Annotated in this window: 21 protein-coding genes and 1 tRNA gene; 4 read left to right on the plus strand and 18 right to left on the minus strand. The window is 68.5% G+C overall.

The annotated features are described in order from the left end of the window. Positions 1-92: 92 nt before the first annotated feature. The 6 genes from PWS46_RS18470 to PWS46_RS18495 form a co-directional block, all read right to left on the minus strand. On the minus strand, positions 93-2,378 hold the full coding sequence (locus tag PWS46_RS18470) for a xanthine dehydrogenase family protein molybdopterin-binding subunit (protein WP_434622871.1): 2,286 nt from the start codon (positions 2,376-2,378) through the stop codon (positions 93-95). Continuing rightward, a complete protein-coding gene (locus tag PWS46_RS18475; RefSeq protein WP_434622872.1) occupies positions 2,375-3,364 on the minus strand; it encodes an FAD binding domain-containing protein in 990 nt (329 codons plus the stop codon). The genes PWS46_RS18470 and PWS46_RS18475 overlap by 4 nt, the downstream gene beginning before the upstream one ends. After that, positions 3,361-3,879, minus strand: coding sequence for a 2Fe-2S iron-sulfur cluster-binding protein (locus tag PWS46_RS18480; protein WP_434622873.1), 519 nt, complete (start codon positions 3,877-3,879; stop codon positions 3,361-3,363). Before PWS46_RS18480 ends, PWS46_RS18475 begins: the two co-directional genes overlap by 4 nt. 304 nt (positions 3,880-4,183) lie before the next feature. Then, positions 4,184-5,293, minus strand: a complete 1,110-nt coding sequence (locus PWS46_RS18485) for an ABC transporter ATP-binding protein (protein ID WP_085084586.1) — start codon at positions 5,291-5,293, stop codon at positions 4,184-4,186. 7 nt (positions 5,294-5,300) lie between these two features. Then, positions 5,301-6,191, minus strand: a complete 891-nt coding sequence (locus tag PWS46_RS18490) for a carbohydrate ABC transporter permease (protein WP_434622874.1) — start codon at positions 6,189-6,191, stop codon at positions 5,301-5,303. Next, on the minus strand, positions 6,184-7,149 hold the full coding sequence (locus PWS46_RS18495) for a carbohydrate ABC transporter permease (protein WP_434622876.1): 966 nt from the start codon (positions 7,147-7,149) through the stop codon (positions 6,184-6,186). The genes PWS46_RS18490 and PWS46_RS18495 overlap by 8 nt, the downstream gene beginning before the upstream one ends. Before the next feature lie 294 nt (positions 7,150-7,443). Between PWS46_RS18495 and pgl the strand changes: the two genes are divergently transcribed. Continuing rightward, positions 7,444-8,133, plus strand: a complete 690-nt coding sequence (pgl, locus tag PWS46_RS18500) for a 6-phosphogluconolactonase (protein ID WP_434622877.1) — start codon at positions 7,444-7,446, stop codon at positions 8,131-8,133. Positions 8,134-8,179: 46 nt separating this feature from the next. After that, on the plus strand, positions 8,180-9,196 hold the full coding sequence (locus tag PWS46_RS18505) for an oxidoreductase (protein WP_434622878.1): 1,017 nt from the start codon (positions 8,180-8,182) through the stop codon (positions 9,194-9,196). Between the two features lie 2 nt (positions 9,197-9,198). Here the strand turns inward: PWS46_RS18505 and PWS46_RS18510 are convergent, their stop codons facing one another. From PWS46_RS18510 to PWS46_RS18545, 8 genes are all read right to left on the minus strand, one after another. Then, the gene (locus PWS46_RS18510) at positions 9,199-10,902 is read right to left on the minus strand and encodes an ABC transporter permease (protein WP_434622879.1); all 1,704 of its coding nucleotides are present in this window, start codon (positions 10,900-10,902) and stop codon (positions 9,199-9,201) included. 107 nt (positions 10,903-11,009) lie between these two features. After that, positions 11,010-11,996 (minus strand): ABC transporter substrate-binding protein, encoded by a 987-nt coding sequence (locus tag PWS46_RS18515; protein WP_434622880.1) that lies wholly within the window; start codon positions 11,994-11,996, stop codon positions 11,010-11,012. Positions 11,997-12,081: 85 nt separating this feature from the next. Further along, the gene (locus tag PWS46_RS18520) at positions 12,082-12,900 is read right to left on the minus strand and encodes a phosphodiesterase (RefSeq protein ID WP_434622881.1); all 819 of its coding nucleotides are present in this window, start codon (positions 12,898-12,900) and stop codon (positions 12,082-12,084) included. A 170-nt stretch (positions 12,901-13,070) separates the two neighbouring features. Further along, positions 13,071-14,120, minus strand: coding sequence for an ABC transporter ATP-binding protein (locus PWS46_RS18525; RefSeq protein WP_434622882.1), 1,050 nt, complete (start codon positions 14,118-14,120; stop codon positions 13,071-13,073). A gap of 11 nt (positions 14,121-14,131) precedes the next feature. After that, positions 14,132-14,935 carry an ABC transporter permease gene (locus tag PWS46_RS18530; protein WP_434622883.1) on the minus strand — a complete coding sequence of 268 codons (804 nt, stop codon included), beginning with the start codon at positions 14,933-14,935 and terminating at the stop codon, positions 14,132-14,134. A gap of 5 nt (positions 14,936-14,940) precedes the next feature. Then, positions 14,941-15,816: an ABC transporter permease gene (locus tag PWS46_RS18535; protein ID WP_434622884.1), complete on the minus strand. Its 876-nt coding sequence runs from the start codon at positions 15,814-15,816 to the stop codon at positions 14,941-14,943. Between the two features lie 8 nt (positions 15,817-15,824). Next, positions 15,825-16,841 carry an ABC transporter substrate-binding protein gene (locus PWS46_RS18540; protein ID WP_434622886.1) on the minus strand — a complete coding sequence of 339 codons (1,017 nt, stop codon included), beginning with the start codon at positions 16,839-16,841 and terminating at the stop codon, positions 15,825-15,827. Positions 16,842-16,870: 29 nt separating this feature from the next. Continuing rightward, positions 16,871-17,890 carry a LacI family DNA-binding transcriptional regulator gene (locus PWS46_RS18545; RefSeq protein WP_434622887.1) on the minus strand — a complete coding sequence of 340 codons (1,020 nt, stop codon included), beginning with the start codon at positions 17,888-17,890 and terminating at the stop codon, positions 16,871-16,873. Positions 17,891-18,185: 295 nt separating this feature from the next. On the opposite strand from PWS46_RS18545, the gene PWS46_RS18550 reads away from it, so the two are divergent. After that, positions 18,186-18,262, plus strand: a tRNA-Arg gene (locus PWS46_RS18550). A gap of 136 nt (positions 18,263-18,398) precedes the next feature. Here PWS46_RS18550 and PWS46_RS18555 read toward each other — a convergent pair. Next, positions 18,399-18,755, minus strand: a complete 357-nt coding sequence (locus tag PWS46_RS18555; protein ID WP_434622888.1) for a ribbon-helix-helix domain-containing protein — start codon at positions 18,753-18,755, stop codon at positions 18,399-18,401. Positions 18,756-18,907: 152 nt separating this feature from the next. On the opposite strand from PWS46_RS18555, the gene PWS46_RS18560 reads away from it, so the two are divergent. Continuing rightward, entirely contained in the window at positions 18,908-19,813 is a 906-nt protein-coding gene (locus tag PWS46_RS18560) for a LysR family transcriptional regulator (RefSeq protein WP_434622889.1), read from the plus strand. A gap of 9 nt (positions 19,814-19,822) precedes the next feature. Here PWS46_RS18560 and PWS46_RS18565 read toward each other — a convergent pair whose 3' ends face one another. From PWS46_RS18565 to PWS46_RS18575, 3 genes are all read right to left on the minus strand, one after another. Beyond that, a complete protein-coding gene (locus PWS46_RS18565; protein ID WP_434622890.1) occupies positions 19,823-20,641 on the minus strand; it encodes a formate/nitrite transporter family protein in 819 nt (272 codons plus the stop codon). Between the two features lie 106 nt (positions 20,642-20,747). Next, a complete protein-coding gene (locus PWS46_RS18570; RefSeq protein WP_434622891.1) occupies positions 20,748-23,576 on the minus strand; it encodes an EAL domain-containing protein in 2,829 nt (942 codons plus the stop codon). Positions 23,577-23,775: 199 nt separating this feature from the next. Then, the gene (locus tag PWS46_RS18575; RefSeq protein ID WP_434622892.1) at positions 23,776-25,251 is read right to left on the minus strand and encodes an MHYT domain-containing protein; all 1,476 of its coding nucleotides are present in this window, start codon (positions 25,249-25,251) and stop codon (positions 23,776-23,778) included. Between the last annotated feature and the right edge of the window lie 184 nt (positions 25,252-25,435).

The raw sequence follows: 25,435 nt of genomic DNA on the forward strand, positions 1-25,435 counted from the left end.
ATGCAGACATATGGCGGGAAGGGCGGTCTGGAAACCGCCTCTCCCGCCATATCACCTGTGAATTCAATTCACAGTTAGACCCCGGCGGAGCGTCACATCAGTTTGTCGAGCGTGATCGGCAGATCGCGGATGCGCTTGCCGGTGGCGTTGTAGACGGCGTTGGCGACCGCTGCGCCGACGCCGGTGATGCCGATCTCGCCGATGCCGCGGGCACCCATCGGCGCCTGCGGGTCGGGGATGTCGGTGTAAAGGATTTCGATGGCGGGAACGTCCATCTGCACCGGCACGTGATAGTCGGCCAGCGAGGCGTTGACGATGCGGCCGCTGCGCGGATCGAAGTTGGTTTCCTCGGTCAGCGCCAGCCCGATCCCCATGATGATGCCGCCCTTGAACTGGCTGGTCGCCGTCTTGGCATTGAGGATGCGGCCGGCGTCGAAGGAGCCGAGGAAGCGCGAGACGCGGACCTCGCCGGTTATCTCGCTGACCCGGACCTCGCAGAACTGCGCGCCGTAGGAGTGCATCGAGAAGGCTTCCATCTCCGCCGGCGGCGGAGCTTCGCCCTCGCAGACCAGCTCGTCCCGTCCCGACCGGCGCAGGATCGACTCGTAGCTTTCGAAGCGCGCCGCATCCTCGCGGTGGCCGATGCCGCCGTCCCGCGTCTCGACCTCGGCCAGCGACAGGCCGGCCAGCGGCGAGTCGTTGCCGGCGAGCTTCAGCAGCTCCTCGACGAACACCTCCGTCGCGGCGATCACGGCGCCGCCGATGGAAGCCGTCTGCGTCGAGCCGCCGGCGATCACCCCGCGCGGCAGGGTCGTGTCGCCATATTCGAAGCTGACTTGGGTAAGCGGCACGCCCAGCCGGGCGGCGATGTGCTGGGCCTGTGCCGTCGCCGTGCCCATGCCCATGTCATGCACCGCGGTCGAGACGGTGACCTGCCCGCCGGCCGTCAGCCTGATCCGCGCGGCACCGCCGGGGAAGCGGTGGTAGGGATATGTGGCCGTCGCGCAGCCCATGCCCATCAGCCATTCGCCGTCCCGCCGCCCACGCGGTTTCGGACTGCGGCGGTCCCAGCCGAACCGTTCCGCGCCCTTGTCATAGGCGTCGATCAGGTGGCGGGCGGAGAAGGGCTTGCCGCTGGTCGGGTCCGTCCCCGGCTCGATGCGCCGCCGCAGTTCGATGGGGTCGAGGCCGAGCTTTTCCGCCAACTCGTCGATGGCGCATTCCAGCGCGAAGGTGCCGACCGATTCGCCGGGCGCCCGCATGAAGGTGTTTGCCAGCATGTCCATGTCGGCGACCTCCTGGGCCAGCCGGATCGACTTGGCGGCATAGAGATGGCGGGCGGGAAAGGTGAATTGCTCGGGACAGGAGTTGTGCGTGGTCATCGCAACGATGCCGGTGTGGATCAGCGCATCCAGTTTGCCGTCGGCGTTGGCGCCCAGCGCCACGCGCTGCTCCGTCAGCGTCCGCCCGCCGACGACGCGGAACACCCCCTCGCGCGACAGCATGATGCGCACCGGCCGGCCGGCGAGCTTGGCGGCGGCGCAGGCGAGGATCTGGTGGTCCCACAGGCATTTGCCGCCGAAGCCGCCGCCGACGAAGGGGGAGGAGACACGGACCTTCTCCGGCTCCAGACCGAAGATGTCGGCAAGTTGCCCGGCGGTCAGGTCGAGAAGCTGGCTGGCGTCATGCACCCGCAACTCGTCGCCGGTCCAGGCGACCGTCGCCGCATGCAGTTCGATGGCATTGTGATTGTGGCGCGGCGTCCGGTAGATCTGGTCCACCTGCACCGCTGCGGCTTTCAGGGCGGCTTCGGCATCGCCGATCTCGACCACCGGCGGCTGACCCAGGATGTTGTCCAACTGGCGCGGCGTCTTCCTGGCCTCGTCGAAGGACGTCACCGCCGGCAGCGGCGCGTAGTCGGCCGTCACCAGCGAGGCGGCGTGGTCGGCCTGCTCCTGCGTCTCGGCGAGGATGACGGCGATGGGCTGGCCGTTCCAATGGATCTCGTCATCCTGCATGACCGGCAGGTCGCTCGCCCCGGCGGCGGTCGGCGACGACATCATCAGCGATGGCGCCTTCATCCGCGGGGCGTTGCGGTGGGTCATCACCAGCACGACGCCGGGGGCCGCCTCCGCCGCCGCGGTGTCGAGCGCCGTGATCCGCCCGCGCGCGATGGTGCTGAAGGCGAGTGCCGCGTGGCAGAGCCCCTCATAGGGAAACTCGGCGGCGAATTGGGCCTTGCCCTGAACCTTCAGCGGCCCGTCGATGCGCGAGACCGGCTGGCCCAGCGCGCCATGCTTTTGAATGAGGGGATCCTGCGTGACCGCCGGCTGCCAGCGGCCGGGCCGGCTGTTTGCGGAGTCGGATTGCATGCTCATGCGTCGTCTCCCGTCAGCTCGCCGAGGACGGCGACGATCGTCCGTTTCGCCAGCTCGATCTTGAAGGCGTTGTCGCGAAGCCCGGTCGCGGCGGCCAGTTCCGCCTCCGCGGCGGCGCGGAAACTCTCCGCATTGGCCGGCCGGCCCTTCAGCGCGGCTTCGGCCGCCGAGGCCCGCCACGGCTTGTGGGCGACGCCGCCCAGCGCCAGCCGCACATCGCGCACCGTGTCGTTGTCGTCGATGTCGAGGGCGGCGGCAACCGAGACCAGCGCGAAGGCATAGCTCGCGCGGTCGCGAACCTTGCGGTAGGTCGAGCGGCGGGCGAAGGGCAGGGGCGGGAGTTCGACCGCGGTGATCAGCTCGCCCGGTTTCAGTTCCGTCTCGATGTCCGGCCGGTCGCCGGGCAGGCGGTGCAGGTCGGCAAGCGCGATGCTCCGGGTCCCGTCCGGACCGTCCAGATGCACCGTGGCGTCGAGGGCGGCCAGCGCCACGCACATGTCGGACGGATGGGTGGCGACGCAGGACGGCGACGCGCCGAGGATCGCGTGGTAGCGGTTGAAACCATCGCGGGCGTCGCAGCCGGCCCCCGGCTGCCGTTTGTTGCAGGCCGCAGCATTGTCGTAGAAATAGCGGCAGCGCGTGCGCTGCAGGATGTTGCCGCCGACCGTCGCCATGTTGCGGATCTGGGCGCTGGCCCCGGCAAGGATGGCGCGGGCCAGCAGCGGATAATGGGCGCGCACATGGGGATCGGCGGCGAGCGCGGTGTTGGTCGCCGCCGCCCCGATCAGCAGACCGCCGTCGGCGCGCGGCTCGATGCCGTGCGGCAGGCCGGTGACGTCGACCAGCATCTCCGGCCGCTCGACCGTCTCGCGCATCAGATCGACCAGATTGGTACCGCCGCCAAGATAGCGCGCCGCGGCGTTGCCCTTGGTCAGTTCGATGGCGGCGGAGGAGTCGGATGCCCGTTCATAGGTGAAGGGGTTCATGCCCGCGCCCCTTCCTGCATTTTGTCCAGCGTTTCGGAGATCGCCTCGATGATTCCGTTGTAGGCGCCGCAGCGGCAGAGATTGCCGCTCATGCGTTCGCGCAGTTCCCGCTCGTCCACGGTGACGCTGGCCGCCGACAGGTCGGCGGTGACGACGCTCGGAACATTGCGCTCGATCTCGCGCGCCATGCCGACGGCGGAACAGAGCTGGCCAGGCGTGCAGTAGCCGCACTGGAAGCCGTCATGCTCGACGAAGGCCTGCTGCAGCGGGTGGAGTTCGTCGTCGTCGCCCAGCCCTTCGACGGTGGTGATGCTGCGGCCCTGGTATTGGACCGCAAACGCCAGGCAGGAATTGATGCGTTCGCCGTCGACCAGAACGGTGCAGGCGCCGCAGGCGCCCTGGTCGCAGCCTTTCTTGGTGCCGGTGAAGCCCAGACTGTTGCGGAGCAGGTCGAGCAGCGAGCTGCGGATGTCCGCCTCGACCTCGACGCATTGTCCATTGATGGTGAAGTTCATCAGCGCATTCCCCATGTCGGAGCGGGTCCTGGCCGACGGCAGCCGGCGGCCGGCCCCTCCGCCTTGCGGGCGGATTGAGCCGGCGTATCAACCGTCAGCGACGCGGGAAATCACGCAGGTCGGGGAAAAATTTTCCGGGTTGGGCAAATCCCCCTCTCCCCCCCGGGGAGAGGGTCGGGGTGAGGGGGATGCACAGCGTGGATTTTCATAGACGGGCCGGGGGAAGCGGTTCTTGAAGAACCTCCCAACGCGCCCCCCTCACCCTAACCCTCTCCCCGGGGGGGAGAGGGGATTAATCAGCCATTCAGATCCGCTGTTCGGTCTTCGGATCGAACAGGTTCGCCCGCGCCATGTCGATCATGAAGTCGGCGGTCTCGCCCTCCGCAACCCGGTCGCTCGGCTTGATGCGGGCGACCACCTCGTGGCCGTTCAGCTCGACATAGGTGATGGTGTCGGCACCGGTCGGCTCCAGCACATTGACGCCGCAGGCGACCTTCACCAGCGCCGGGTTGCCGGCGGCAATCGCCGGGTCGTAGCAGGTGATGGCCTCCGGACGGATGCCCAGGATCACCTCCTGGCCCAACCAATGGCCGGCCTGCTCCGGCGCCTGGAACAGCGGCAGGAAGCCGCTGCGCTCGCGCCCGACGCTGACGCCCAGCCGGTCGCCCTCGGCCGACAAAGTGCCGCGCACGAAGTTCATGGTGGGGGAGCCGATGAAGCTCGCCACATACATGTTGGCCGGGCGCTCGTAGACCTCCTGCGGCGGGGCGAACTGCTGGACGACGCCCTCCTTCATGATGGCGATGCGGCTGGCCAGCGTCATCGCCTCGATCTGGTCGTGGGTGACATAGACCACGGTGGTGCCGAGCCGCTGGTGCAGCTTCTTGATCTCGGTGCGCATGTCGACGCGCAGTTTGGCGTCCAGGTTGGACAGCGGCTCGTCGAACAGGAACACCTTGGGGTCGCGGACCAGGGCGCGGCCCATGGCGACGCGCTGGCGCTGGCCGCCCGACAGCTGCGCCGGCTTGCGGTCCAGCAGATGCTCGATCTGCAACAGCCGGGCGACGCGGCGGATGGCGCCGTCGCGCTCCGTCTTCGACTGGCCGCGCATCTCCAGCGAGAAGCCGATGTTCCGCGCCACCGTCATGTTGGGATAGAGCGCGTAGGACTGGAACACCATGGCGATGTCGCGGTCCTTCGGATGGACCTCGTTGACCACGCGCTGGTCGATGCGGATCTCGCCGGCGCTGATCGTTTCCAGACCGGCGATCATGTTGAGCAGGGTGGATTTCCCGCAGCCGGAGGGCCCGAGCAGGACGAGGAATTCACCGTCCGTCAGGTCCAGGTCGATGCCCTTCAGGACCTCGACGCTGCCATACTGCTTGCGGACATTGTTGATGCTGAGAGTCGCCATCGGAAGATCACCCCTTGACGGAGCCGGCGGTCAGACCGCGGATGAAGTATTTCCCGGCGAGCACATAGACGACGAGGGTGGGCAGGCCGGCGATCATCGCCGCCGCCATGTCGACGTTGTACTGCTTCACGCCGGTGGTGGTGTTGACGAGGTTGTTCAGCGCGACCGTCACCGGCTGCGCGCCGCCCGCCGCGAAGGACGCCCCGTACAGGAAGTCGTTCCAGATCTGGGTGAACTGCCAGATGATCGTCACCACCAGGATCGGCAGCGACAGCGGCAGCATGATCTTGGTGAAGATCTGGAAGAAGCCGGCGCCGTCGATGGTCGCGGCCTTCACCAGATCGTCGGGGATGCTGACGTAATAATTGCGGAAGAACAGCGTGGTGAAGGCAAGCCCGTACACCACATGCACCAGGATCAGCCCGCCGGCGCTGCCGGCCAGCCCCAGGAACCCCAGCGTCTGCGCCATCGGCAGCAGGATCACCTGCGACGGCAGGAAGCTGCCGAACAGGATCATGCCGAACACCACGTTGGCGCCGCGGAACCGCCACTTGGTCAGGGCATAGCCGTTCAGCGCCCCGAAGATGGTGGAGATGACCACCGCCGGCACGACGATGACGATGGAGTTGAGGAAATAGGGCGCCATGCCGCGGCAATCGGCGCCGATGCAGGCGCGGTTCCAGGCATAGCTCCAGGCGTCCAGGCTGAAATCGCGCGGCAGCGACAAGAGCGAGCCGGTGCGGATCTCCTCCGGGCTCTTGAAGGAGGTGGTGATCATCAGCAGCAGCGGCAGCAGGTAATAGGCCGCGAACAGCAGGAGGATCAGGTACAGGCCCCAGCGGGCGATGCGGGCGCCGGTGCCCTGCGCCGGCGGCAGGGCGGAGGTCAGGCTAGACACGCTTGCCTCCCTTCAGTTCGGAATAGAGGTAGGGCACGATGATCGCCACCACGGTGGCCAGCATCATCAGCGCGCTGGCCGAGCCGATGGCGATCTGGTTGCGGCGGAAGGTCATCTCGTACATGAAGGTCGCCGGCAGGTCAGACGCGTAGCCGGGACCGCCGCCGGTCAGCGCCACCACGAGGTCGTAGCTCTTGACCGCGAGGTGGGCGAGGATGACGAAGGCGCTCATGAACACCGGCCGGATCGACGGCAGGACGATGCCCCAATAGATGCGCGGCAGGCTGGCGCCGTCGAGATAGGCCGCCTTGATGATCTCCTGATCGACGCCGCGCAGCGCCGCCAGGAACAGCGCCATGACGAAGCCGGAGCTTTGCCAGACCGCCGCGATCACCAGTGTGTAGACGGCGGTGTCCTGCTGGACGATCCAGTCGAAGGTGAAGGCGGGAAAGCCCAGGTCGCGTACGAATTGCTGGATGCCGATGCCGGGATTGAGGATCCATTTCCAGGCGGTGCCGGTGACGATGAAGCTGAGCGCCATCGGGTAGAGATAGACGGTGCGCAACGCCCCTTCGCCGCGGATGCGCTGGTCGAGCAGCACCGCCAGCAGGATGCCGATGACGAGGCTGATGCCGATGAACAGCCCGCCAAAGATCAGCAGATTCTCGATGGCGACGTACCAGCGCTCGATCCGCCACAGCTTGGAGAAGGCTTCGGCCCCGACCAGATCGTAGGACGGCAGCATCCGGGAATTGGTGAAGCTGATATAGACCGTCCAGGCGATGAAGCCGTAGACGAAGAGCAGGATCGCCGCGAAGGACGGGGCGACCACCAGCTTCGACAGATGCCGCTGCGCCACCGCGCGCAGCCCGGTCGTCCGCGGCGGAGCGGCGTTGCCAGGAACGGCCCCGGCGTCCTCTCCGGCGGCCGGTCGCAAGGATGGGGTCTGCATGGTCATGGTGAGATGCTCGGCAGCATGTGTGCCGGCGCTGCACACGGATGCAGGTCGCGCATGTCGGTTCCCTCCCGTGACGGGTTGCTGTTGGACCGTCCGGATGAGGTCTCGTCCGGCGGTCGTTCGCTTGGCGGTCACTGTACGCTGCCGATGATGCGCGGGGCGGACAATTTGGTAACGCGGCGCTTTCCCGGCGCCCGCGTTGTTACGCAACCGTTACACAGATGCGCGCGCACGTGCGGGGCGGGCGGATTATGGTCTGCGCCAACGAACAAGATTTGACGGGGAGCTTCCATCATGACCGCGCGCCTTCGTGTGTTCCGAGATGCCCAGGACCTTGCCGAAACCCTGGCCGACGAGACGGCGGCCCTGCTGACCGCCGCCATCGCGGCGCGCGGGCGCGCTACCATGGCGCTGCCGGGCGGACGGACGCCGGCGCCCTTCCTGACGGCGCTCGGCCGGCGCGATGTCGATTGGAGCCGGGTGACGGCGACGCTGGTCGACGACCGCTGGCTGCCGCCCGACAGTCCGGACAGCAACGCCGCCACCCTGCATGCGTCTCTCCTGTCCGCCGCGCCCGCCATCCGCTTCGTCCCGCTTTATACCGGTGCCGCGACGCCGGAGGAGGGCGAGGCCGCCTGCGCCGAGGCGTTGCGCGTGCTTGATGGACCGTTCGACCTGATGGTGACCGGCATGGGCGAGGACGGGCATATCGCTTCGCTCTTCCCTGACGCTCCGGGGCTCGCCGCAGCCAGGGAGGGGGCGGCACCGTGCCGGGCCATGCGCTCCCCCACCGCGCCGCATCCGCGCATGTCGCTGACCCTGCCGCGCCTGCTCGACAGCCGGCGCATCGTCGTGCTGATCACCGGCGGAGCCAAGCGCGCGGTGCTGGAACAGGCCCGCGCGGCAGGTCCGGAAGACGCGATGCCGGTGCGCGCCCTGTTGCGCCGGGGCGGGGCCGACACCATGGTCTGCTGGGCACCGTGAACCGGCGGCTTAGCCGGGCAACACGTCACGAAGGGATTTGGAGACGATGAAGAGTCTGTCGGTCGGACTGCTGGGTTTCGGCCTTGCCGGGTCGGTATTCCACGCGCCGCTGATCCTCAGCGAACCGCGCCTGCGCCTGACGGCAATCGCCAGTTCGCGCACCGACGACATCCGCCGCGCCGCGCCGGGGGCGCAAGCGACCACGGCCGAGGCGGTGATCGCCGACCCCGCCATCGACCTCGTGGTGATCGCCACTCCCAACACCAGCCACGCCCCCCTGGCCCGCGAGGCACTGCTGGCCGGCAAGCATGTGGTGATCGACAAGCCGATGGCGACCACCGCCGCCGAGGCCGACGAGCTGATCGACCTCGCCAAGCGGCAGGGGCGGCTGCTGACCGTCTTCCACAACCGGCGCTGGGACAACGACTTCCTGACCCTGCGTGCCTGCCTGGACAATGGCGAGGTCGGCCGCCCCTACCACTACGAGGCGCATTTCGACCGTTTCCGGCCGCAGATCAAGCAGGGCTGGCGCGAGCAGACGCTGGCAGGCTCCGGCGTGCTGTTCGACCTCGGCGCCCATCTGATCGATCAGGCGCTGACCCTGTTCGGCATGCCCGACCGCATCCTCGCCGATGTCGGTGCCCAGCGGCCGGGCGCGCAGGTCGACGACTGGTTCCACATCGTGCTCGGCTATGGGCCGATGCGGGCGATCCTGCATTGCGGCACGGTGGTCTGCCGGCCGGGTCCGCGCTTCCAACTGCATGGCGACTGCGGCAGCTTCCTCAAGCACGGAATGGACGGGCAGGAGGCGGCCCTGCGCGCCGGCCGCATGCCGACCGAAGCCGGCTGGGGCGTGGACGATCCGGAGAATTTCGCCCTGCTGGTCCGGGCCGACGGCACGGAACGGCGGCTGGAGACACTGCGCGGCGACTACCCTGCCTTCTACCGAGGTGTTGCCGCATCCATCCTCGACGGCGCCCCGCCGCCGGTGACGGCCGAGCAGGCGCGCGACGTGCTGACGGTACTGGAAATGGTGAGGAAGGCGGCGGGATTGCCGGCCTGACTCTATCCTCGCCAGGGCACCACACCCTGCGGCAACCGGCGGCCCAGCGCCCCGGCGGCGAGCATCGCAACCAGCACGACCAGGATGGCGATGACGCCAAGCGCTGCGCCCAAAGTCGGGCTGCCGCCCTCCTCCAGCGCATAGACGACGACGCCGATCGTCTCCCGTCCCTGCGACCACAGCAGGATGGAGACGGTCAGCTCGTTGAAGGCGGTCAGGAACACCAGCAGCCCGCCGGCGGCAGCCGCAGGCGCCACCAGCGGCGCCACCACCGTCACCAGCCGCCGCAGCGGCCCGGCGCCCAGCGCGCGGGCGGCCTCCTCCATCGTCGGGTCGAGTGCGGCGCAGGCCGCCTGCACCGGCCGCAGGGCGAGCGGCAGGAAGCGGACCAGATAGGCCGCCAGAATGATCCACAGCGTGCCGTACAGGCTGACGCCCAGTCCCGGCAGCGGCTTCAGGAACAGCAGGATGCAGCCGATGCCCAGCACCACCCCCGGCACGGCGTGCGGCAGTTCCACCAGCACGCCGACCGCCCGCGCGATCCGCCCGGCTCCGCCGCCCTGCGCCATGCCATGGGCCAGCGGCACCGCCAGGAGTGCCAGCAGCCCCGCCGCCGATCCCGACAGCAGCATCGAATTGGCAAAGGCCCGCCCGACCTGATCGAGCGCCAGCACCTCGCGGTAATGGGCCAGAGTCAGCGTCCCGAGTCCGACCGGCAGGCCATAGACGCTGACGAGGCTGGTCGCCAGCAGCGCCGTCAGCGGTGCCGCGACCATCAGTACCAGCACGGCCCATGCAAGCCCCTCGACAGCCACACGGGCTGACCCGAGCGGCACCGGCGCCAGCGGCCGGGCGCCGCCGGGCAGGCGGCTGGCGATGCGCGCCTGCAGGATGGTCTGAGTGGCGATGCCCAGGCAGGCGACGATGCCGATCAGGGCGGCCAGCACCGCCACTTCCGGCAGGGCCGATGGCCCGAACCCGGCCAGCCGCCGGTAGATCAACGTCGGCAGCATCGGAATGCCGGCCGGAATACCCAGCAGCGCCGGCACCCCGAAATTCCCCAGCGCCGCGACGAAGGCCATCGCCAGTCCCGCGACCAGCCCCGGCAGGCAAAGCGGCAGCACCACACTCCGCACCGCCCGCCACGGCCCGGCCCCCGACGCCCGCGCCGCCTCCAGCACGTCGCCGGGGATGGCGCGCAACGCCGCGCGCAGGGCGAGGAAGACCAGCGGCGCATGCTCGATCCCCATCACCAGCACCATGCCCGCCGCCGACTGCACCGGGTTCGCCCTGCCGACCGGCGGCGCCAGCCCCAGCGGCTTCAGGATCGGACTGCCGGAGCCGGCGAGATGGGTCCAGGCCATCGCCACGATCTGCGGCGGAATCATCAGCGGCAGGATCAGCGCGAAGGTCACCGCGGTGCGGGCGCGCAGGTCCGTCAGCCCGACCAGCAGCGCGAACGGCCCGCCGATCAGCGCCGCCGCCAGTGTGGCCCCTGCGGCGATGGCGATGCTGTTGGTGGTGGCCCGCCACGTCGCGGGGGAGTCCAGCACGCGGGCCAGCACCGCGGTGTCGCCGGCCTCCCACAGCAGGCGCAGGACCGGAAGAAGGACCAGCAGGCCGACGAGTAAAAAAACACCCTCTCCCGCCCCGGGAGAGGGAGGGGACCCGCGCCAAAGGCGTGGGGAGGGTGAGGGGTGTTCCAAGGAACCGGAAGCCCAAGGTTCCTTGCGCCACCCCTCACCCTTCCCATGCTCCGCATGGGCCCCTTCCCTCTCCCGGGGTGGGAGAGGGATATTTTGCACCAACCCACTCACCCGCCGAACAGATCGGCGAAGGCGCGCTTGTTGGCCTCGTCCTCGGCCAGCGCCTTGGCGGGATCGTAGGGCAGCAGGGTGATCGTCGCCGGATCGGGGAAGCCCGCCGGCGGCTTCACCCCCGGCAGTGCCGGCAGGAAGCCCTGGGCCGAGGCCAGCTGCTGCCCCTCCGGGCTCAGCAGGAAGTCGATGAAGGCCTTGGCCGCCGCCGGGTTCTTCGCGGTGCTGAGGATCGCCACCGGCTCGCTGACCGCGCTGACGCCTTCCTTGGGGAAGACGAAGGCGACCGGGGCGCCCTTCAGCTGTTCGCGGATCGGCAGGTAATCGACGACCATGCCGTAGAGCTTCGCCCCGCCGGCCACGTCCTTCAGGATGCCGCCGTTGCCCTTGGCCGCCGTGGTGCCGTTGCGCTGCAAAGCCTCATAGTACGCCATGCCCAGCGACGGCTGCGCCTTGATCGAAGCCATGTGGATGGCGGCGGCGCCGGAATAGAGCGGGCTCGGCATCACGGTCGTGCCCTTGGCCTCCGGCTTCAGCAGATCCTGCCAGGAGGTCGGCTTCATCGGGGCGGCGGTGTTGTAGACGATGCCGGTGGTGATCAGCTTGGTGCCGAACCAATAGCCCTGCGGATCGTGCGTGCCCGGCCGGTAGCCGGCCACCGGCGCGCCCTGGTAGGGCTGCAAGCGCTTCTCCGCCTTCAGCGATTCCATCGTCACCGCGTCGGCGATCAGCAGCAGGTCGGGCTGCGGCGCCCCGGCGGTGAACTCGGCGCGCAGCTTGTTCATCAACTCGGTGGTGCCGCTGCGGATCCACTCCACCTCGACGCCGGGATTCTTGGCCTTGAAGGCCTCCACCGTCTGGCGGGCGTCCGGTTCCAGCTGCGAGGTGTAGAGCACCAGCCTGCCGGTGGCGCCGTCTGCCTGCGCAGCATGTCCGAGCGCCAGCGTCAGAACCGTGGCGAGGGTGGCGAGGAACGCCTTCATCTCTGTCGTCTCCGTTGGATCGGCGGTGAGGTGTGTCTTACGCCAAGCCCGTGACAGGCATGTGACGGCCGGCCGAATGACCAAGTCAGTCGATCAGCTTCCCGTCCTTGAAGAAGGGGTAGGGGCCGTCATAGTCGCCGATCACCGCGGTGTGGCTGACCACGCCGGTGTCGGCGCGCCACATGTGGATCTGATAGCCCGGCGGTTCCATCACGAAGGCCGACGGCGCATCGTCGCGCAGGTCGAGCGCCACCTGATGCGCGGTGGACGGCGCGGTGGAGGCGATGGTGCCGGCCCAGCGCACCTGGATCGGCCGGTGCAGATGGCCGCACAGCACCCGCTCCACCTGGGGATGGCGGCGGACCACCTCGGCCATCGCCTCGGCGCCGCTCAGTCCCAGCCGGTCCATATGACCGATGCCGGTGGCAAAGGGCGGATGGTGCTGGAAGACGATGGTCGGCCGCTCGGGCTGCTCGGACAGGCGGGCGTCGAGCCAGGACAGCCGCTCCGCACAGACCTCCCCCGCGCCGGAACCGGGCAGCACGGTGTCCATGGCGACCAGCCGCACCGGCCAGTCCTCCACCGTGTAGTGGAAGAAACGGCTGTCGCCGACACGGGCCTTGAGATCGGGGAAGGCCTGGGCGAGGCCGGCGCGTTCGTCATGGTTGCCGGGCACCGCGAACAGCGGGATGTCGAGCGGGCGCAGCAGGCCGAGCAGCCGTTCATACTCCTCCGCATGGCCGGCATCGACGAGGTCGCCGGTGGCGAGGATCACGTCCGGCCGGGGCGTCAGCGCCAGGATGGCGGCGACGGCGCGCTCCAGGAAGGGCGCGGTGTCGACGCGCCGGTAGGCGAGGCGGCCGGGGGGCTTGATGTGGGTGTCGGTGATCTGGACGACGATCATGGTGGGGCCTTGGGAATGAGTGTTCAATTCTTGGGGGCGCTAGACCCCCACCTATCCTCCCCCGCTGGGCGGGGGAGGGACTACCGCCACTCTTCCGCCTAAGCACTTGCCCCCTCCCCCGCCCAGCGGGGGAGGGTTGGGGTGGGGGTCTAACTCTGCGTCAACGAACCTCACGGAACCGCCAGCAGCCTTGCCGGATCGACCCGCAGCCAGACCCGGTCGCCGCGTCCCAACTCGCTCCGCCCCAGGGTGTCGACCGTCAGCGCAGGCCCGTCCGCCGGCTCCACCACCAGCCGGGTGCGGTCGCCCAGGAACACCGCGGCGGCGACCGTGCCGCCCAGATGCCCGTCGGCTTCCGATGCCAGCGCCAGATCCTCCGGCCGCACCAGCAGCTCCACTGCGCCCTCAGGCCCCGACCACGGCACCGATGCCGCGCCAATGCTCAGCATCCCGCCGCGCGCCAAACCGCCCAGCCGGTTCATCGTGCCGATGAAGTCGGCGACGAAGCCGTCGGCCGGCTGGTAATAGATCTCGCGCGGGGTGCCGACCTGCGCCACCCGGCCCTTGGCCATCACCACGATGCGGTCGCCCAGCGCCATCGCCTCGCCCTGGTCGTGGGTGACATAGACGGCGGTGATGCCCAGCCCGCGCAGCAGCCGGTCGATCTCCAGCCGCAGGCTGTCGCGCAGCTTGGCGTCGAGCGCCGTCAGCGGCTCGTCGAGCAGCAGCACGCGCGGCCGCACCACCAGCGCGCGGGCCAGTGCCACCCGCTGCCGCTGGCCACCGGACAGCTGGTCGATCCGCCGCCCGGCGAACTCGCCGAGATGCATCAGGTCCAGCATCTCCTCGACCCGGCGGGCGCGCTCGGGCCGCGGCAGTTTGCGCACCTTCAGGCCGTAGGCGACGTTCTCCGCCACCGTCATGTTGGGGAACAGGGCGTAGCTCTGGAACACCATGCCGACATTGCGCCGTTCGATGGGAAGCGCCGTCACATCCTCCTCGCCGAACAGCACGCGGCCACCGGGATCGGGGCTTTCCAGCCCGGCGATGATGCGCAGGGTCGTGGTCTTGCCGCAGCCGCTTGGGCCCAGGAAGACGATGGTCTCGCCGCCACGGATGGTCAGGTCGAGCGGCTCCAGCGCGCGGGCGCCGCCGGCGAAGGTCTTGCCGCAGCGCTCCAGGCGGATCGGCACGGCGTCGAGGTGGAAGCTGTCGGGCATGGCGGGCGCTCTCAAACGGACGGACGGCCGCGCTTGGCCAGACCCTGCAGCAGGATCAGGCTCGGCACGATCATCACGAAGAAGACGAGGGTATAGGCGCTGCCGATCTCGATCCGCAGCGAGGCGTAGCTGTCGGCCAGCCCGACCGGCAGCGTCTTGGTCAGCGGCGTGTGCAGCAGCCAGGTCAGGTTAAACTCGCCCACCGACAGGGTCAGCACCATCAGCGACCCGGCCAGGATGCCGGAGCGGCAGTTGGGCAGCACCACCGTGAAGAACCGCCGCAGGAAGCCGGCGCCCAGGCTGGCCGCCCCTTCCTCCAGCGTCGTCAGATCGATGGCGCCCATCACTGCCAGTACGGCGCGGACCATGAAGGGCAGGGTGAACAGCACATGGCCGATCAGGATGAACAGCCAGCTGCTGCGCAGATCGCCCACACTGCCATAGGTGACGATCAGCGCCAGCGCGGTGGCGAGGCCGGGGATGGCGACCGGCATCATCAGCAACTCTTCGACCAGCCGGGCGAAGCGACCGGGCCGGCGCGCCAGCGCATAGGCGGCCGGAACGCCCAGCAGCAGCGTGCAGGCCAGACAGGCGAAGGCGATCTGCAGGGACAGGAGGATGGTGCCGGAATAGACCCGCAGCACCTCATCGACCCAGCGCAGGGTGAGGCCGCTTTTCAAGCCTACGAAGTAATTGGCGGTCAACCCTGCCAGCATCGACATCGCCATCGGCACGGTCAGCAGCGCGCAGACCAGCAGGGTGAAGCCCAGTTGCAGCCAGAAGCCCCAGCCCCGGCGATTGGTGAGACTGTGCATGACCCTCACCCCGCCGCCGCGACGGAGGTGCCGGCGACGCTGCGCGCCACCGCCAGGGCCGCCCAGGTGATGAGGCCGAGCAGGACGCTGAGCGTCGCCGCCGCCGCGATGTTCGCCTGCAGCGTGAATTCTGTATAGATGGTCATCGGCAGCACATTGATCCGGGTGGCGAGCGTAAAGGCGGTGCCGAACGCGCCCATCGAGGTCGCGAAGCAGAGCGCGCCTGCCGAGATCAGCGCCGGTTTCAGCGCCGGCAGGATCACGTCGGCCACCACGCGCCAGGGTGCCGCCCCCAGCGAGCGCGCCGCTTCCTCCAGCCGCGGATCCAGCTTCTCCGCCGCCGCCATCACCGTCAGGATCACGCGCGGGATCGAGAAATAGACGTAGCCGAGGAACAGCCCGGCCATCGAATAGGCGAAGACCAGCTTCCCCCCGGTCAGCGCCTGGGTGATGGTGCCGATCAGCCCCTGGCGTCCAGCCAGCATGATGACCATGAAGCCGATGACCACGCCGGGAAAGGCCAGCGGAAAGGTCAGCAGCGCCACCAGCACGGCATGGCCGGGAAAGTGGTGCCGCACCAGGAACAGCCCGGCGACGGTGGACACCGCCAGCGTCACCAACGTCACACCCGCCGACAGCGCCAGCGTGGAGATCAGGCTGTCGAGATGGCCGGGATCGGCCAGCGTGGTGAGATAGGCGCTCCACCCGTCCGCCCCGCCGGCGCCGATCAGGATCAGGCGGACCAGCGGCAGCAGGAAGAAGGCCGCGAACACCGCCGCCGCCGGCGCCAGCAGGGCGGCCAGCCGCAGCGGCTCGCCCATCCACCCCGGCCCGGCCGGCGGACGCGCCGCCGGCCGGTGGGGGAGGGGAGCGTCCTGCACGCAGGCGCTCACTTCACCTCCGCCTGATAGCGGTCCATGAAGCCCTTCTGCGCCTCGGCCATGCGCACCATGTCGACCGGCTTGGCGCGGGCGTAATCGGCGGCCGGCAGGAACTTGGCGGCGGTCTCCGGCGACATCGCCTCGGCCCGCACCGGGCGCATGAAGGCGTTGGCCCACAGCGTCTGGCCCTTGTCCGACAGGACGTAGTCCAGCACCTTCCTGCCGTTCTCCGGATTCGGGCCGTTCTTGACCAGCGCCATCACATAGGGGACCGACACCGTGCCTTCCTTCGGGATGACGAAGGCGACCGGCGCCTTGTCGGTGTATTTGGCGCGGTAGGCGTTGAAGTCGTAGTCGATCAGGATCGGAATCTCGCCCGACAGCACGCGGGCGTAGGAGGTCTGCTTCGGCACGATGGGCTGGTTCTTCTGCAGGTCCTTGAACCAGCCGATGGCCTTGTCGAAGTTGCCGTAATCGCCGCCCAGCGCCTGATTGACCGCCACCGCGCCGACATAGCCGACGGCGGCGCTGGTCGGGTCGAGATAGCCGACCATGCCGGAATAGTCGGGCTTCAGCAGGTCGGCCCAGCTCTGCGGCACCGGCTTGCCGCCCAGCGCCTCGGTGTTGACGAAGAAGCCCAGCGTGCCGCTGTGGATGGCGAACCAGTTGCCGTCGGCGTCCTTCATCCCGTCGGGGATCCCGGCCCAGCCCGCCGGCTTGTAGGGGGTGACGACGCCGGCCGCCTTGGCCTGGATGCCGACCGGCCCGCCGAGATAGACGACGTCGGCCACCGGCTTGTCCTTTTCCGCCAGCATGGCGGCGAGCGACTGGCCGGAATTCTTGTTGTCGAACGGCACGGCGATACCGAGATCGGCCTTGATCGCCTTCAGCTGCGACGCCCAATCGGCCCATTCCGGCGGGCAGTTGTAGCAGATGGCGGTCTGCTCCGCCGCCATGGCGGGGGCAACCGTGGCGGTGAAGGCGGCGGCCAGGGTGGCGGCGCCGAGCAGGAACGGCTTGAACATGATTGCGTGTGTCTCCGTTCGGAAAGCGCTTAGGTCGATTCAGACGGTGCGGGCCCGAGCGATTCGCCCGGACGCAGGGTGAAGGGCAGCATCACGGCGCGGCCTTGCAGCTCGCCGGAAAAGCCGGTGCGCAGACATTCGAAGGCGGTGGCGCCCATGGCGCGGGCCGGCTGCACCAGCGTGGCGAGGCTGGGCGCCATCAGCCGTCCGACCTCGATGCCGTCGAATCCGCAGACCGACACGTCTTCCGGCACCGAAAGGCCGAGGTCGCGCAGCGCGCGGATGGTGGCGAGCGCCAGCATGTCGTTGGAGGCGAACAGCGCGGTCGGCCGCTCCGGCCCTTCCAGATGGGGGGCCAGCCGGTGGGCGAGCCGCATCTCGTTGAAATCGACCTCGACCACCGGTCCCGGCGGCAGCCCGGCATCGGCCAACGCCGCCTGCCAGCCGGCATGGCGCCGGCGCGAGCGGTCGGACTGGCGGAAGCGCCCGACGATCATGCCGATGCGCCGGTGGCCCAGCGCCGCCATCCGCTCGACCACCGCGCGGGAGGCGGCGACATTGTCGACCGACACATGGGCGCGCGGCGCCCGTTCCGGCTGGTTGTAGGCCAGCACATAGGGCAGCCGCACCTCGTCCAGCGTGTCGAGCGAGCCGCTGCGGTCGGCATCGGCCACGGTCAGCACCAGCCCCTCGACCCGGTTGGACAGCAGCCCTTCGATGGCGCGCGATTCGCGGGCCGGATCATAGTCGGTGGAGGCGATCAGCACGCTGTATCCGACCTCCGCCGCGGCGTCCTGGATGCCGGCGACGCTTTCGGCGAAGACGGGATTGGTCAGCGACGGCACCAGCACGCCGACGGTGCGGGTGCGCGCCGCCTTCAGATTGCGCCCGATGGTGCTGGGCCGGAAGGACAGGTCGGAGGCGGCGGCGCGCACCTTCTCCATGGTTTCCGGCGTGGCGTTGCCGCTGCCGTTGAGGACGCGCGACACGGTGGCGATGGACACCCCGGCGCGCGCCGCCACGTCGCGGATCGTCGCCACGCGGTCCATGGCTCTCCCGTCCGTAACCCTCATACCGCCCCGCACCATCCGCAACCCTTGTTTCCAGCACCGGCCGATCCGGCGTAGGCGCAGAGTGGCGATGGCGTGTTGCAATCGCGTGACGCCGTGAAAACGGTTTCGTGAAGAATGGAAACGTTTCCATCCGCTCTTGTGGCGTGACCGCGGCTCGTCCGAGGCAGCGGTTCGGGGGCTGGGAGGGACCTCTGCAAGCCGTCGAAAAAACAGCGATTTTAGTGTTTGCGTCCCCGCAGACCTTGGGCTATGTTGCGCCTCCACCAGCGATGGACCCGTAGCTCAGCTGGATAGAGCGCTGCCCTCCGAAGGCAGAGGTCATGAGTTCGAATCTCGTCGGGTCCGCCACGAATTCAAGGGCTTAGCCGTTTCAGCGGCTAAGCCCTTTTCGTTTTCATCTGCGCTGACGTAAAAGCAGGGCCAAGCCAAATAGTGGCTGATTCCCTGTGGCAAAGAAATTCTCGAATAATTAAGACGCGTCGGTTCACGGTAACGTGACGACGTCCGGGTATTTTGACTTTATTGAGATAACGCGATCTTCGGAAAGCTCCAGAGGGGTGCCGAGCATCGGTGTGCCGTTCCCATGCCTCGCCAAAAGGTGCCCGCACTCCGTGGCCGCAGCCCTCTGATAGGACAGGATGAAAACGCGTACGGCGGATGTAAGCGTTACTTCAGTATTTGATGGGATGGCATTGCGCTTGTAGATCATCGTCAGTATATTATCGCGAGTCAGGTCCTCTCGAGCGCAAATTTCATCGAGTATTTCCCAATAGACACGTTCCATATTCATGGACGTGCGATGACCATTGATTGCGATGTTCTTCAGGATCGGGTCATACAAGCCCATATTTCTGATACCTCTAACCAATAATGCGGCTCTGCTGCTTGATGCTGTAGTATGATGTCCGGTTATGCCATGCTACCCTCGCCGGTAGCGGCACCCTGCTGCACGGATGCAGCACCAAAGCCTGTTTGAACAATGGGGATGAACCGATGGCGACGGACCTGACCACGCTGCGCATGCTGCTGGCCTTGTCCGAAGGCGGATCGACCTACAACGCTGCCGCGTCTCTCGGCGTAGATGCCGCAACCGTCAGCAGGCGGATGGCGGTATTGGAGCGCAAAGCCGGCGTCCCGCTCTTTGTGAAGCGATCGACGGGGACGGCCTTTACTGACGCAGGGCTGCAGCTTCTCAGCACTGCCGAATCTGCCGTCGTTGCGGTCACCAATTTCGACCTGCTGCTGGAGACCATCGCCAACAGACACGCGAAGCCGGTCACGATCTCGGCGCCGGAGGGGATCGGGTCGTACCTGCTGACGCCGCAGCTCGCCGGCTTCGCCGATACGCCGACGCCGATCCGTTTTCCGCAGGACGCGCTGCCGCAGGTCAGCATCCTGCCCATGGAGTCCCGCGCGGACATAGAAATCATCCTCGTTCACCCCGGCAGCGACATCCACCGACAGGGCGAGTACAAGGCGCGAAAGCTGGGTGTGATGCGGTTCCTGCCCGTGGTGGCGAAAAGCTACCTCGTCAAGAACGCTGCCCCGGCCAATTACAGGGAATTGGGAAAGGCACCCCTCCTCAACCACCTGATCTACTCGAACCACCCATCCTTCACGCAGTGGGCGGACATCGCGCATGGCAGCGCGAACGGACCGCTGGTCAATGTCAGCACCAGCTCCGCCCTCCATCGCGCGGTCCTTACCGGCCGTGGCATCGCACTTCTGCCCGACTTCTCGGAGGAGATCGACGATCTGGTCTCCGTTCTGCCAATCGGCGAGCGGATCGGTATCGAGCTGTGGGCAGTGGCCACACCCGAATCGCTGAAACTCCCGACCATCAAGCGCGCCTGGGACGTGATTGGGACGGCCTTCGTCAACTCGCCCTGGTTCAATTGACCCACCCCCTCACTGGTCCTGCCGCACCTGCGCGTGGTTGATCAGCGCCACCATCCCGACTCCGCCCAGCACGTTGCCGATCAGCGACGGCAGCAGGAAGCCGAAGGCGTAGCGGTCCCAGCCGATCTCGCCGGACATGGCGGCGAAGGACACCTCGACCGAGCCGGCGATGACGTGGGCGAACTTGCCCAGCGCGATCAGCCAGGTCAGGGCGACGATCACGAAGAAGCGCGCCTGCCCGACCGACGGGGTGATCCACACCAGCAGCGCGATCAGCCAGCCGGCCAGCACCCCGTGCAGCAGCGTCGTCGAGAATCCCGACCGCGCCGCCGTCGTGCCCAGCTCCACAAAGGCGGCGTGCATCGGCGGGGCGAAGGCATCCGTTCCGATGGCGAAGGCGGAGAACAGCAGGGTGCCGACGATGTTCGCGGCAAAGACCAACCCCCAAAGCCGCGCCACCCGCAGAAGCGTTCCCGTCGACCAGCGGTGCAGCAGCGGCAGGATCACCGTCAGCGTGTTCTCGGTGAACAGCTGCTGCCGCCCCAGGATGACGATCAGGAAGCCGAAGCAATAGCCGAAGCTGGCGATCAGCGGCCGCCAAGGCTCGTCCGGCAGATGGGTCGTCATCAGCGCCTCGCCCACCATCGAGAAGCCCATCGACAGCCCGGCCGCCAGCCCCGACCACAGCAGCGAGGAGGTCGGGCGCTTCAGCTCCTCCTGCCCCTCCAGGCGGATGGCTTCGTGCAGGATCAGCGCCGGCGGGTTGGAGCGTTCCTTGACCTCGTCCCGCTCGTCCTGGTTCAGACGGGTGTCGTCGGCATCGGGCACGGGCGGAACCTCCGATAAAGGGCTTACAACAGAGATAAGGGAACGCTCCGCAAGGCGTTCCCTTCCATACCCATTCCGTGTTCGGATTGAACCCCGCCGTCCCTCATCAGCCGCCCTCCCGCAGCCGCGCGATCAGCGCCGGCACCTCCGCCGCCGGGACCGGGCGCGAGAACAGATAGCCCTGCGCCTCGTGGCAGCCCAGCCGGCGGACGGCGTCGAGCTGGGATTGCTCCTCCACCCCCTCGGCGGTGATGACGATGCCCAGGTTGCGGCCCATCCCGGCCACCGCCTGCACGACGGCAATGGAGCCGTCGCAGCGCGGCAGGTTGGCGACGAAGCTGCGGTCGATCTTCACCTTGTCGAAGCGGAAGCGGCACAGATAGCCCAGCGCCGAATAGCCGGTGCCGAAATCGTCCATGACGATCCGCGCGCCGAGATCCCGCAATTCGCGCAGGGTACCGAGATTGGCGTCGTCGTCCTGCAGCAGGACGGACTCGGTGATCTCCAGCTCCAGCCGCTCCGGCGCCAGTCCGGTGTCGGCCAGCGCCTGGCGCACCGTCTCCACCAGCCCCCTGTCGCGGAACTGGACGGACGACACGTTGACGCTGACCCCGATGCCGTCGGTCCAGCGCGTCGCCTCGCGGCAGGCCTCGCGCAGGGCCCACTCGCCGATCGGGCCGATCAGCCCGGTTTCCTCGGCGACGGGGATGAAGTCGGCCGGACGGATCAGGCCACGGCCGGGGCGGCGCCAGCGGATCAGCGCCTCGAACCCGCGGATGCGGGACTCGCCGGTGCAGACCAGCGGCTGGTAATGCAGCTCGAACTCGCCCCGCCGCAGCGCCTCGTGCAGGCCCAGCTTCAGGTCGTGGAAGGCCTTCAGCCGCTCCGCCATCTCGGGCGCGAAGAAGCGGTGGGTGTTGCGGCCGTCGGCCTTGGCGCGGTAGAGCGCGATGTCGGCCGCCTTCAGCAGCGCGTCGGCCTCGGCGCCGTCGCGGCGGGACAGGGCGATGCCGATGCTGGTGCCGGTCCGGATCTGGGCGCCGTCGATGTCGAACGGTTCGGCCAGCGCCGAGGTGATGCAGCGGGCGAGGTCCTCCGCCTCCGCCGGTCCCCACAGCTCGGGCTGCAGCACGGCGAACTCGTCGCCGCCGAAGCGCGAAACCAGATCGGCGGCGCCGATGCAGCCGCGCAGCCGGTCGGCCACCTGCCGCAGCAGCGCGTCGCCGGCATGGTGGCCCAGCGTGTCGTTGACTGCCTTGAACTGGTCGAGGTCGATGTAATGGACCGCCATCACGCCCTCGTCGGGCGCCTCGCGCAGAGCCTGCTCCAGCCTTTCCAGGAAATAGAGCCGGTTGGACAGGCCGGTCAGCGAATCCAGCCGGGCGAGGCGGGCGATCTTCTCCTGCGCGGCGCGGCGCTCCTCCTCCACCCGCCGGCGTTCGGTGACGTTGCGGAAGAAGACGGACAGCCCCTCCGCGGTCGGGAAGGCGTGGATTTCCGTCCATTGGCCGAGCGCCGCGACGAATTCCTCGAAGACGGCGGGGGTCTGGTCGGCCATCGCCTTGCGGAACAGGCTGCGGCTCTGGGCCTGCTGCGGGAAGACGTCGAAGAAGTCGTCTCCCAGCCGGATGCCGCGGCCTTCATGGATGGCGGCGGCGGTCGGGTTGCGGTAGGTGATGCGCCAGTCGCGGTCGACGAACACCACGCTGTCGGTGGTGCTTTCCAGCACGCCGGACAACAGCGCGGTGGTCTCCTCCAGCGCCTGCCGGGCGAGCTGGATGTCGGTGACGTCGCGGGAGATGGCGAGCAGCCGCTGCGGCCGTCCGTCGGGGCCGGGCAGGGGGCAGACCAGATTGTCCCACCATTTCGGCGTGCCCCTGGCCGTCGGGCAGAAGCCGAGGAAGCGGCCGGTGCCGCCCCGCTTCGCGATGTCGATCGCAGTGCGCAGCTGCGGCCGCCGCTTCTCCGGCCAGTTGTCTTCCCAGGGCCGGTCCTTCAGGCAGTCGAAGCTGTCCACTTCCATCAGCCGGACGCCGGGGATGTTCATGAAGGTCACGCGACCCTCCATGTCCAGCACCTTCACGCATTCCGGGCTGTTGTCCAGGATCTGGCGGGCGAAGGATTCGCTCTCGCGCAGGGCGTCTTCGGCGATCCGGCGTTCGTGGATGTCCTCGTCGGTGCCGTGCCATTGGAGGATGCGTCCCTCCGCGTCGCGCTGGGCGGCGGCGCGGCGGCGGAACCAGCGATGGGCCTCGCCGCCGGCAACATCGCTGCCGGCGACGCGCAGGCGCAGGTCGATCTCCAGCGCGGCGCCGTTGGTCAGGCTGCGGGTCCAGGCGGCCTCGAAGGGCGCGCGGTCGTCGGGGTGGAGCGCCGCGATCCAGCCCTGCGGCGTCGCCACGTCTTCCGCGCCGAGGCCGGTGCGCTCGCGCCAGCGCCGGGTGGTGCGCGGCATGCCGTCCGGTGTGCAGTACCACGGGTACAGGTCGCTCAGTTCCAGCGTGTGGCGGTGCAGGTCCTTGAAATGGCGCAATTCGGCCTCGCACCGCTGCAGCGCGATCCGGTCCTCCACGATGCAGAGCAGGGCGTCGCCGTCCTCTTCGCTGTGGGGATGCAGGCTGGCGACCAGCGCCCGCCCCGGACCGGTGAGCGGACCGGTCAGCGCGATGTCCTCCACCACCGTGCCGGTCAGGGCCAGCGATGCGGCGGCCAGCAGCGCGTCCTCCGCTTCCGGCCAGACATCGGTGAAAGGCAGCCCCGTCGCGGCGGTCGCGGGAAGCCCCGCCAGCGCTCCCATGCGCCGGTTCATCCGCAGGCAGCGGAGTTCGCGGTCGAGGACCGCAATCCCGACCGGGATCGCGTCGTGGAGCGCGTTGATCCGCGCGGGCTTGCGGTCCGGGAGCCAGTCGAACTCGGCGGTCAGGGTTTGGTGCATCGTCCCGGATCGATAAGGATGGCGAAGTCCGGCGTGAAAATGGCCGGATCACACGCTTATTCCTGTATCGCCGAAGAAAAAGTTAATGGCGCATCGTGGTTGTTGCCAATCCCGCCGCGGCAATGTTGAGCCGTTTCAAGAACATCGGTGGCCGGAGCCGGCTGTTTTCAAGGGACTGCATCGGGGAAAGCCCCGATACTCACTCGGCAGCGTCCGATTGTGACAAAAGCTGCCGTTCGGTCCCCTCGTCGACGAAGCGGCCGCGGATCTCCAGCATGGCGTCGAGGCGGCCGAGGAAGACCTCCACCAACTCCGGGTCGAAATGGCGGCCGGACTGCTCGCGCATGTGGGCGACGACGGACTCCAGCGGCCAGGGCTCCTTGTAGGGGCGGGCGGACAGCAGGGCGTCGAACACGTCGGCGATGGCGACGATGCGGCCGGACAGCGGAATCTCGGTGCCGCGCAGGCCGGCGGGATAGCCGGTGCCGTCCCATTTCTCGTGGTGGGTCCCGGCGATCTCGGCGGCGAGGTCGAGGAGCGGCAGCCCGCTGCCGCCCAGCAGCCGCTGCCCGATGGTCGCATGCTGGCGCATGGTCATCCACTCCTGGGCGTCGAGCCGGCCGGGCTTCAGAAGAACATGGTCGGGAATGCCGATCTTGCCGATGTCGTGCAGGGGTGCCGCCTCCAGCAGCTGTGCGGCGAAACCGGGCGCGCAGCCGGCCGACAGGGCCAGATGATGGGAGATCTGCGCCATGCGCGCCACATGCTGGCCGGTCTCGTTGTCGCGGAACTCCCCGGCGCTGCACAGGCGGCGGATGATCTCGCGCTGGGTTGCCTCCAGCTGCAGGCGGGTGGCCTGCAGTTCCATGTTGGCGATGCGCAGGGCGCTGGCCTCATGGGCGGCGGCGGCGGACAGCCGGCGGTCGGCGGTGGCGGACACCAGCGCCAGCAGCAGCAGGCCGAAGCTGCCGATCGCCACCGCGGCGGCCAGCGGCCCGCTGGACACCCCCTCCGCCAGCGAGCCGTCCGCAGGCATCAGCATGGGGTCGACCTGCACCACCAGGGCGGCCATGCCGGTGTAATGCATGCCGCAGACGGCGACCGCCATCACCAGGGCGGCCAGCGCGCGCTCGCGCAGGCGGTGGTGGATGCGGGTGGACAGCCAAAGCCCCGCGGTCGCCGCGGCCACGGCGATGGCGACCGACAGGCACCACAGGACGGGCTGGTAGGCGATGCGCGCCGGCAGCACCATCGCGGCCATGCCGAGATAATGCATCGCCGCCACTCCCAGCCCGACGATGACGCCGGCCGCGGCGATCGCAGCGGGCGTCCGGCGGCTCTGGATGATGCGGAAGCCGGTGGCGACGAAGGCGATCGACGTCAGCAGCGACAGCAGGGTGATCGCCGGGTCATAGGTGATGGGCGTGTCGACGGTCAGCGCCAGCATGGCGATGAAATGCATCGCCCAGATGCCGCCGCCCAGCGCCGCCGCGGCGCAGCCCTGCCACATGACGCGGGCGACGCCGCTGGTCCGGTGCATCCGCTCCGCCATGTCGAGCGCGGAGTAAGAGGCGAAGGCGGCGACGACGTAGGACAGCGTCACCAGCCAATGGTCGTGGGAGAACGGCAGTCCGGACGCCGACGTGAAACAAAGCCCGGCCAGTTCGATCGACATCCCACCACTCTCCTGCAACACCCGACCGCCGGTCTTTCTGATTGCCTGTTCCGCCGGTCGGGTTTCAAGACGGGGAAACCCCGACTGCGACAGTCGGGCACCGGTCGGCATCCGGCAAAAGCCGGCAGTTAGCTAAAAAGCTATCTTTATTTGATCGGTGTCAAGAGCATAGAAGTCGATAGGC

This window comes from Azospirillum sp. B2RO_4 (genome assembly GCF_051124815.1).
Taxonomy (GTDB): Bacteria; Pseudomonadota; Alphaproteobacteria; order Azospirillales; family Azospirillaceae; genus Azospirillum.

Excerpts from the sequence above, each read along its gene's own strand:
- PWS46_RS18505 (WP_434622878.1), top strand. The coding sequence starts at position 8,180 with ATGAAGAGTCTGTCGGTCGGACTGCTGGGTTTCGGCCTTGCCGGGTCG.
- PWS46_RS18475 (WP_434622872.1), bottom strand. The coding sequence starts at position 3,364 with ATGAACCCCTTCACCTATGAACGGGCATCCGACTCCTCCGCCGCCATC.
- PWS46_RS18560 (WP_434622889.1), top strand. The coding sequence starts at position 18,908 with ATGGCGACGGACCTGACCACGCTGCGCATGCTGCTGGCCTTGTCCGAA.
- PWS46_RS18515 (WP_434622880.1), bottom strand. The coding sequence starts at position 11,996 with ATGAAGGCGTTCCTCGCCACCCTCGCCACGGTTCTGACGCTGGCGCTC.
- PWS46_RS18530 (WP_434622883.1), bottom strand. The coding sequence starts at position 14,935 with ATGCACAGTCTCACCAATCGCCGGGGCTGGGGCTTCTGGCTGCAACTG.
- PWS46_RS18485 (WP_085084586.1), bottom strand. The coding sequence starts at position 5,293 with ATGGCGACTCTCAGCATCAACAATGTCCGCAAGCAGTATGGCAGCGTC.
- PWS46_RS18540 (WP_434622886.1), bottom strand. The coding sequence starts at position 16,841 with ATGTTCAAGCCGTTCCTGCTCGGCGCCGCCACCCTGGCCGCCGCCTTC.
- PWS46_RS18570 (WP_434622891.1), bottom strand. The coding sequence starts at position 23,576 with ATGCACCAAACCCTGACCGCCGAGTTCGACTGGCTCCCGGACCGCAAG.
- PWS46_RS18520 (WP_434622881.1), bottom strand. The coding sequence starts at position 12,900 with ATGATCGTCGTCCAGATCACCGACACCCACATCAAGCCCCCCGGCCGC.
- PWS46_RS18545 (WP_434622887.1), bottom strand. The coding sequence starts at position 17,890 with ATGGACCGCGTGGCGACGATCCGCGACGTGGCGGCGCGCGCCGGGGTG.
- PWS46_RS18480 (WP_434622873.1), bottom strand. The coding sequence starts at position 3,879 with ATGAACTTCACCATCAATGGACAATGCGTCGAGGTCGAGGCGGACATC.
- PWS46_RS18495 (WP_434622876.1), bottom strand. The coding sequence starts at position 7,149 with ATGACCATGCAGACCCCATCCTTGCGACCGGCCGCCGGAGAGGACGCC.
- PWS46_RS18470 (WP_434622871.1), bottom strand. The coding sequence starts at position 2,378 with ATGAGCATGCAATCCGACTCCGCAAACAGCCGGCCCGGCCGCTGGCAG.
- PWS46_RS18525 (WP_434622882.1), bottom strand. The coding sequence starts at position 14,120 with ATGCCCGACAGCTTCCACCTCGACGCCGTGCCGATCCGCCTGGAGCGC.
- pgl (WP_434622877.1), top strand. The coding sequence starts at position 7,444 with ATGACCGCGCGCCTTCGTGTGTTCCGAGATGCCCAGGACCTTGCCGAA.
- PWS46_RS18575 (WP_434622892.1), bottom strand. The coding sequence starts at position 25,251 with ATGTCGATCGAACTGGCCGGGCTTTGTTTCACGTCGGCGTCCGGACTG.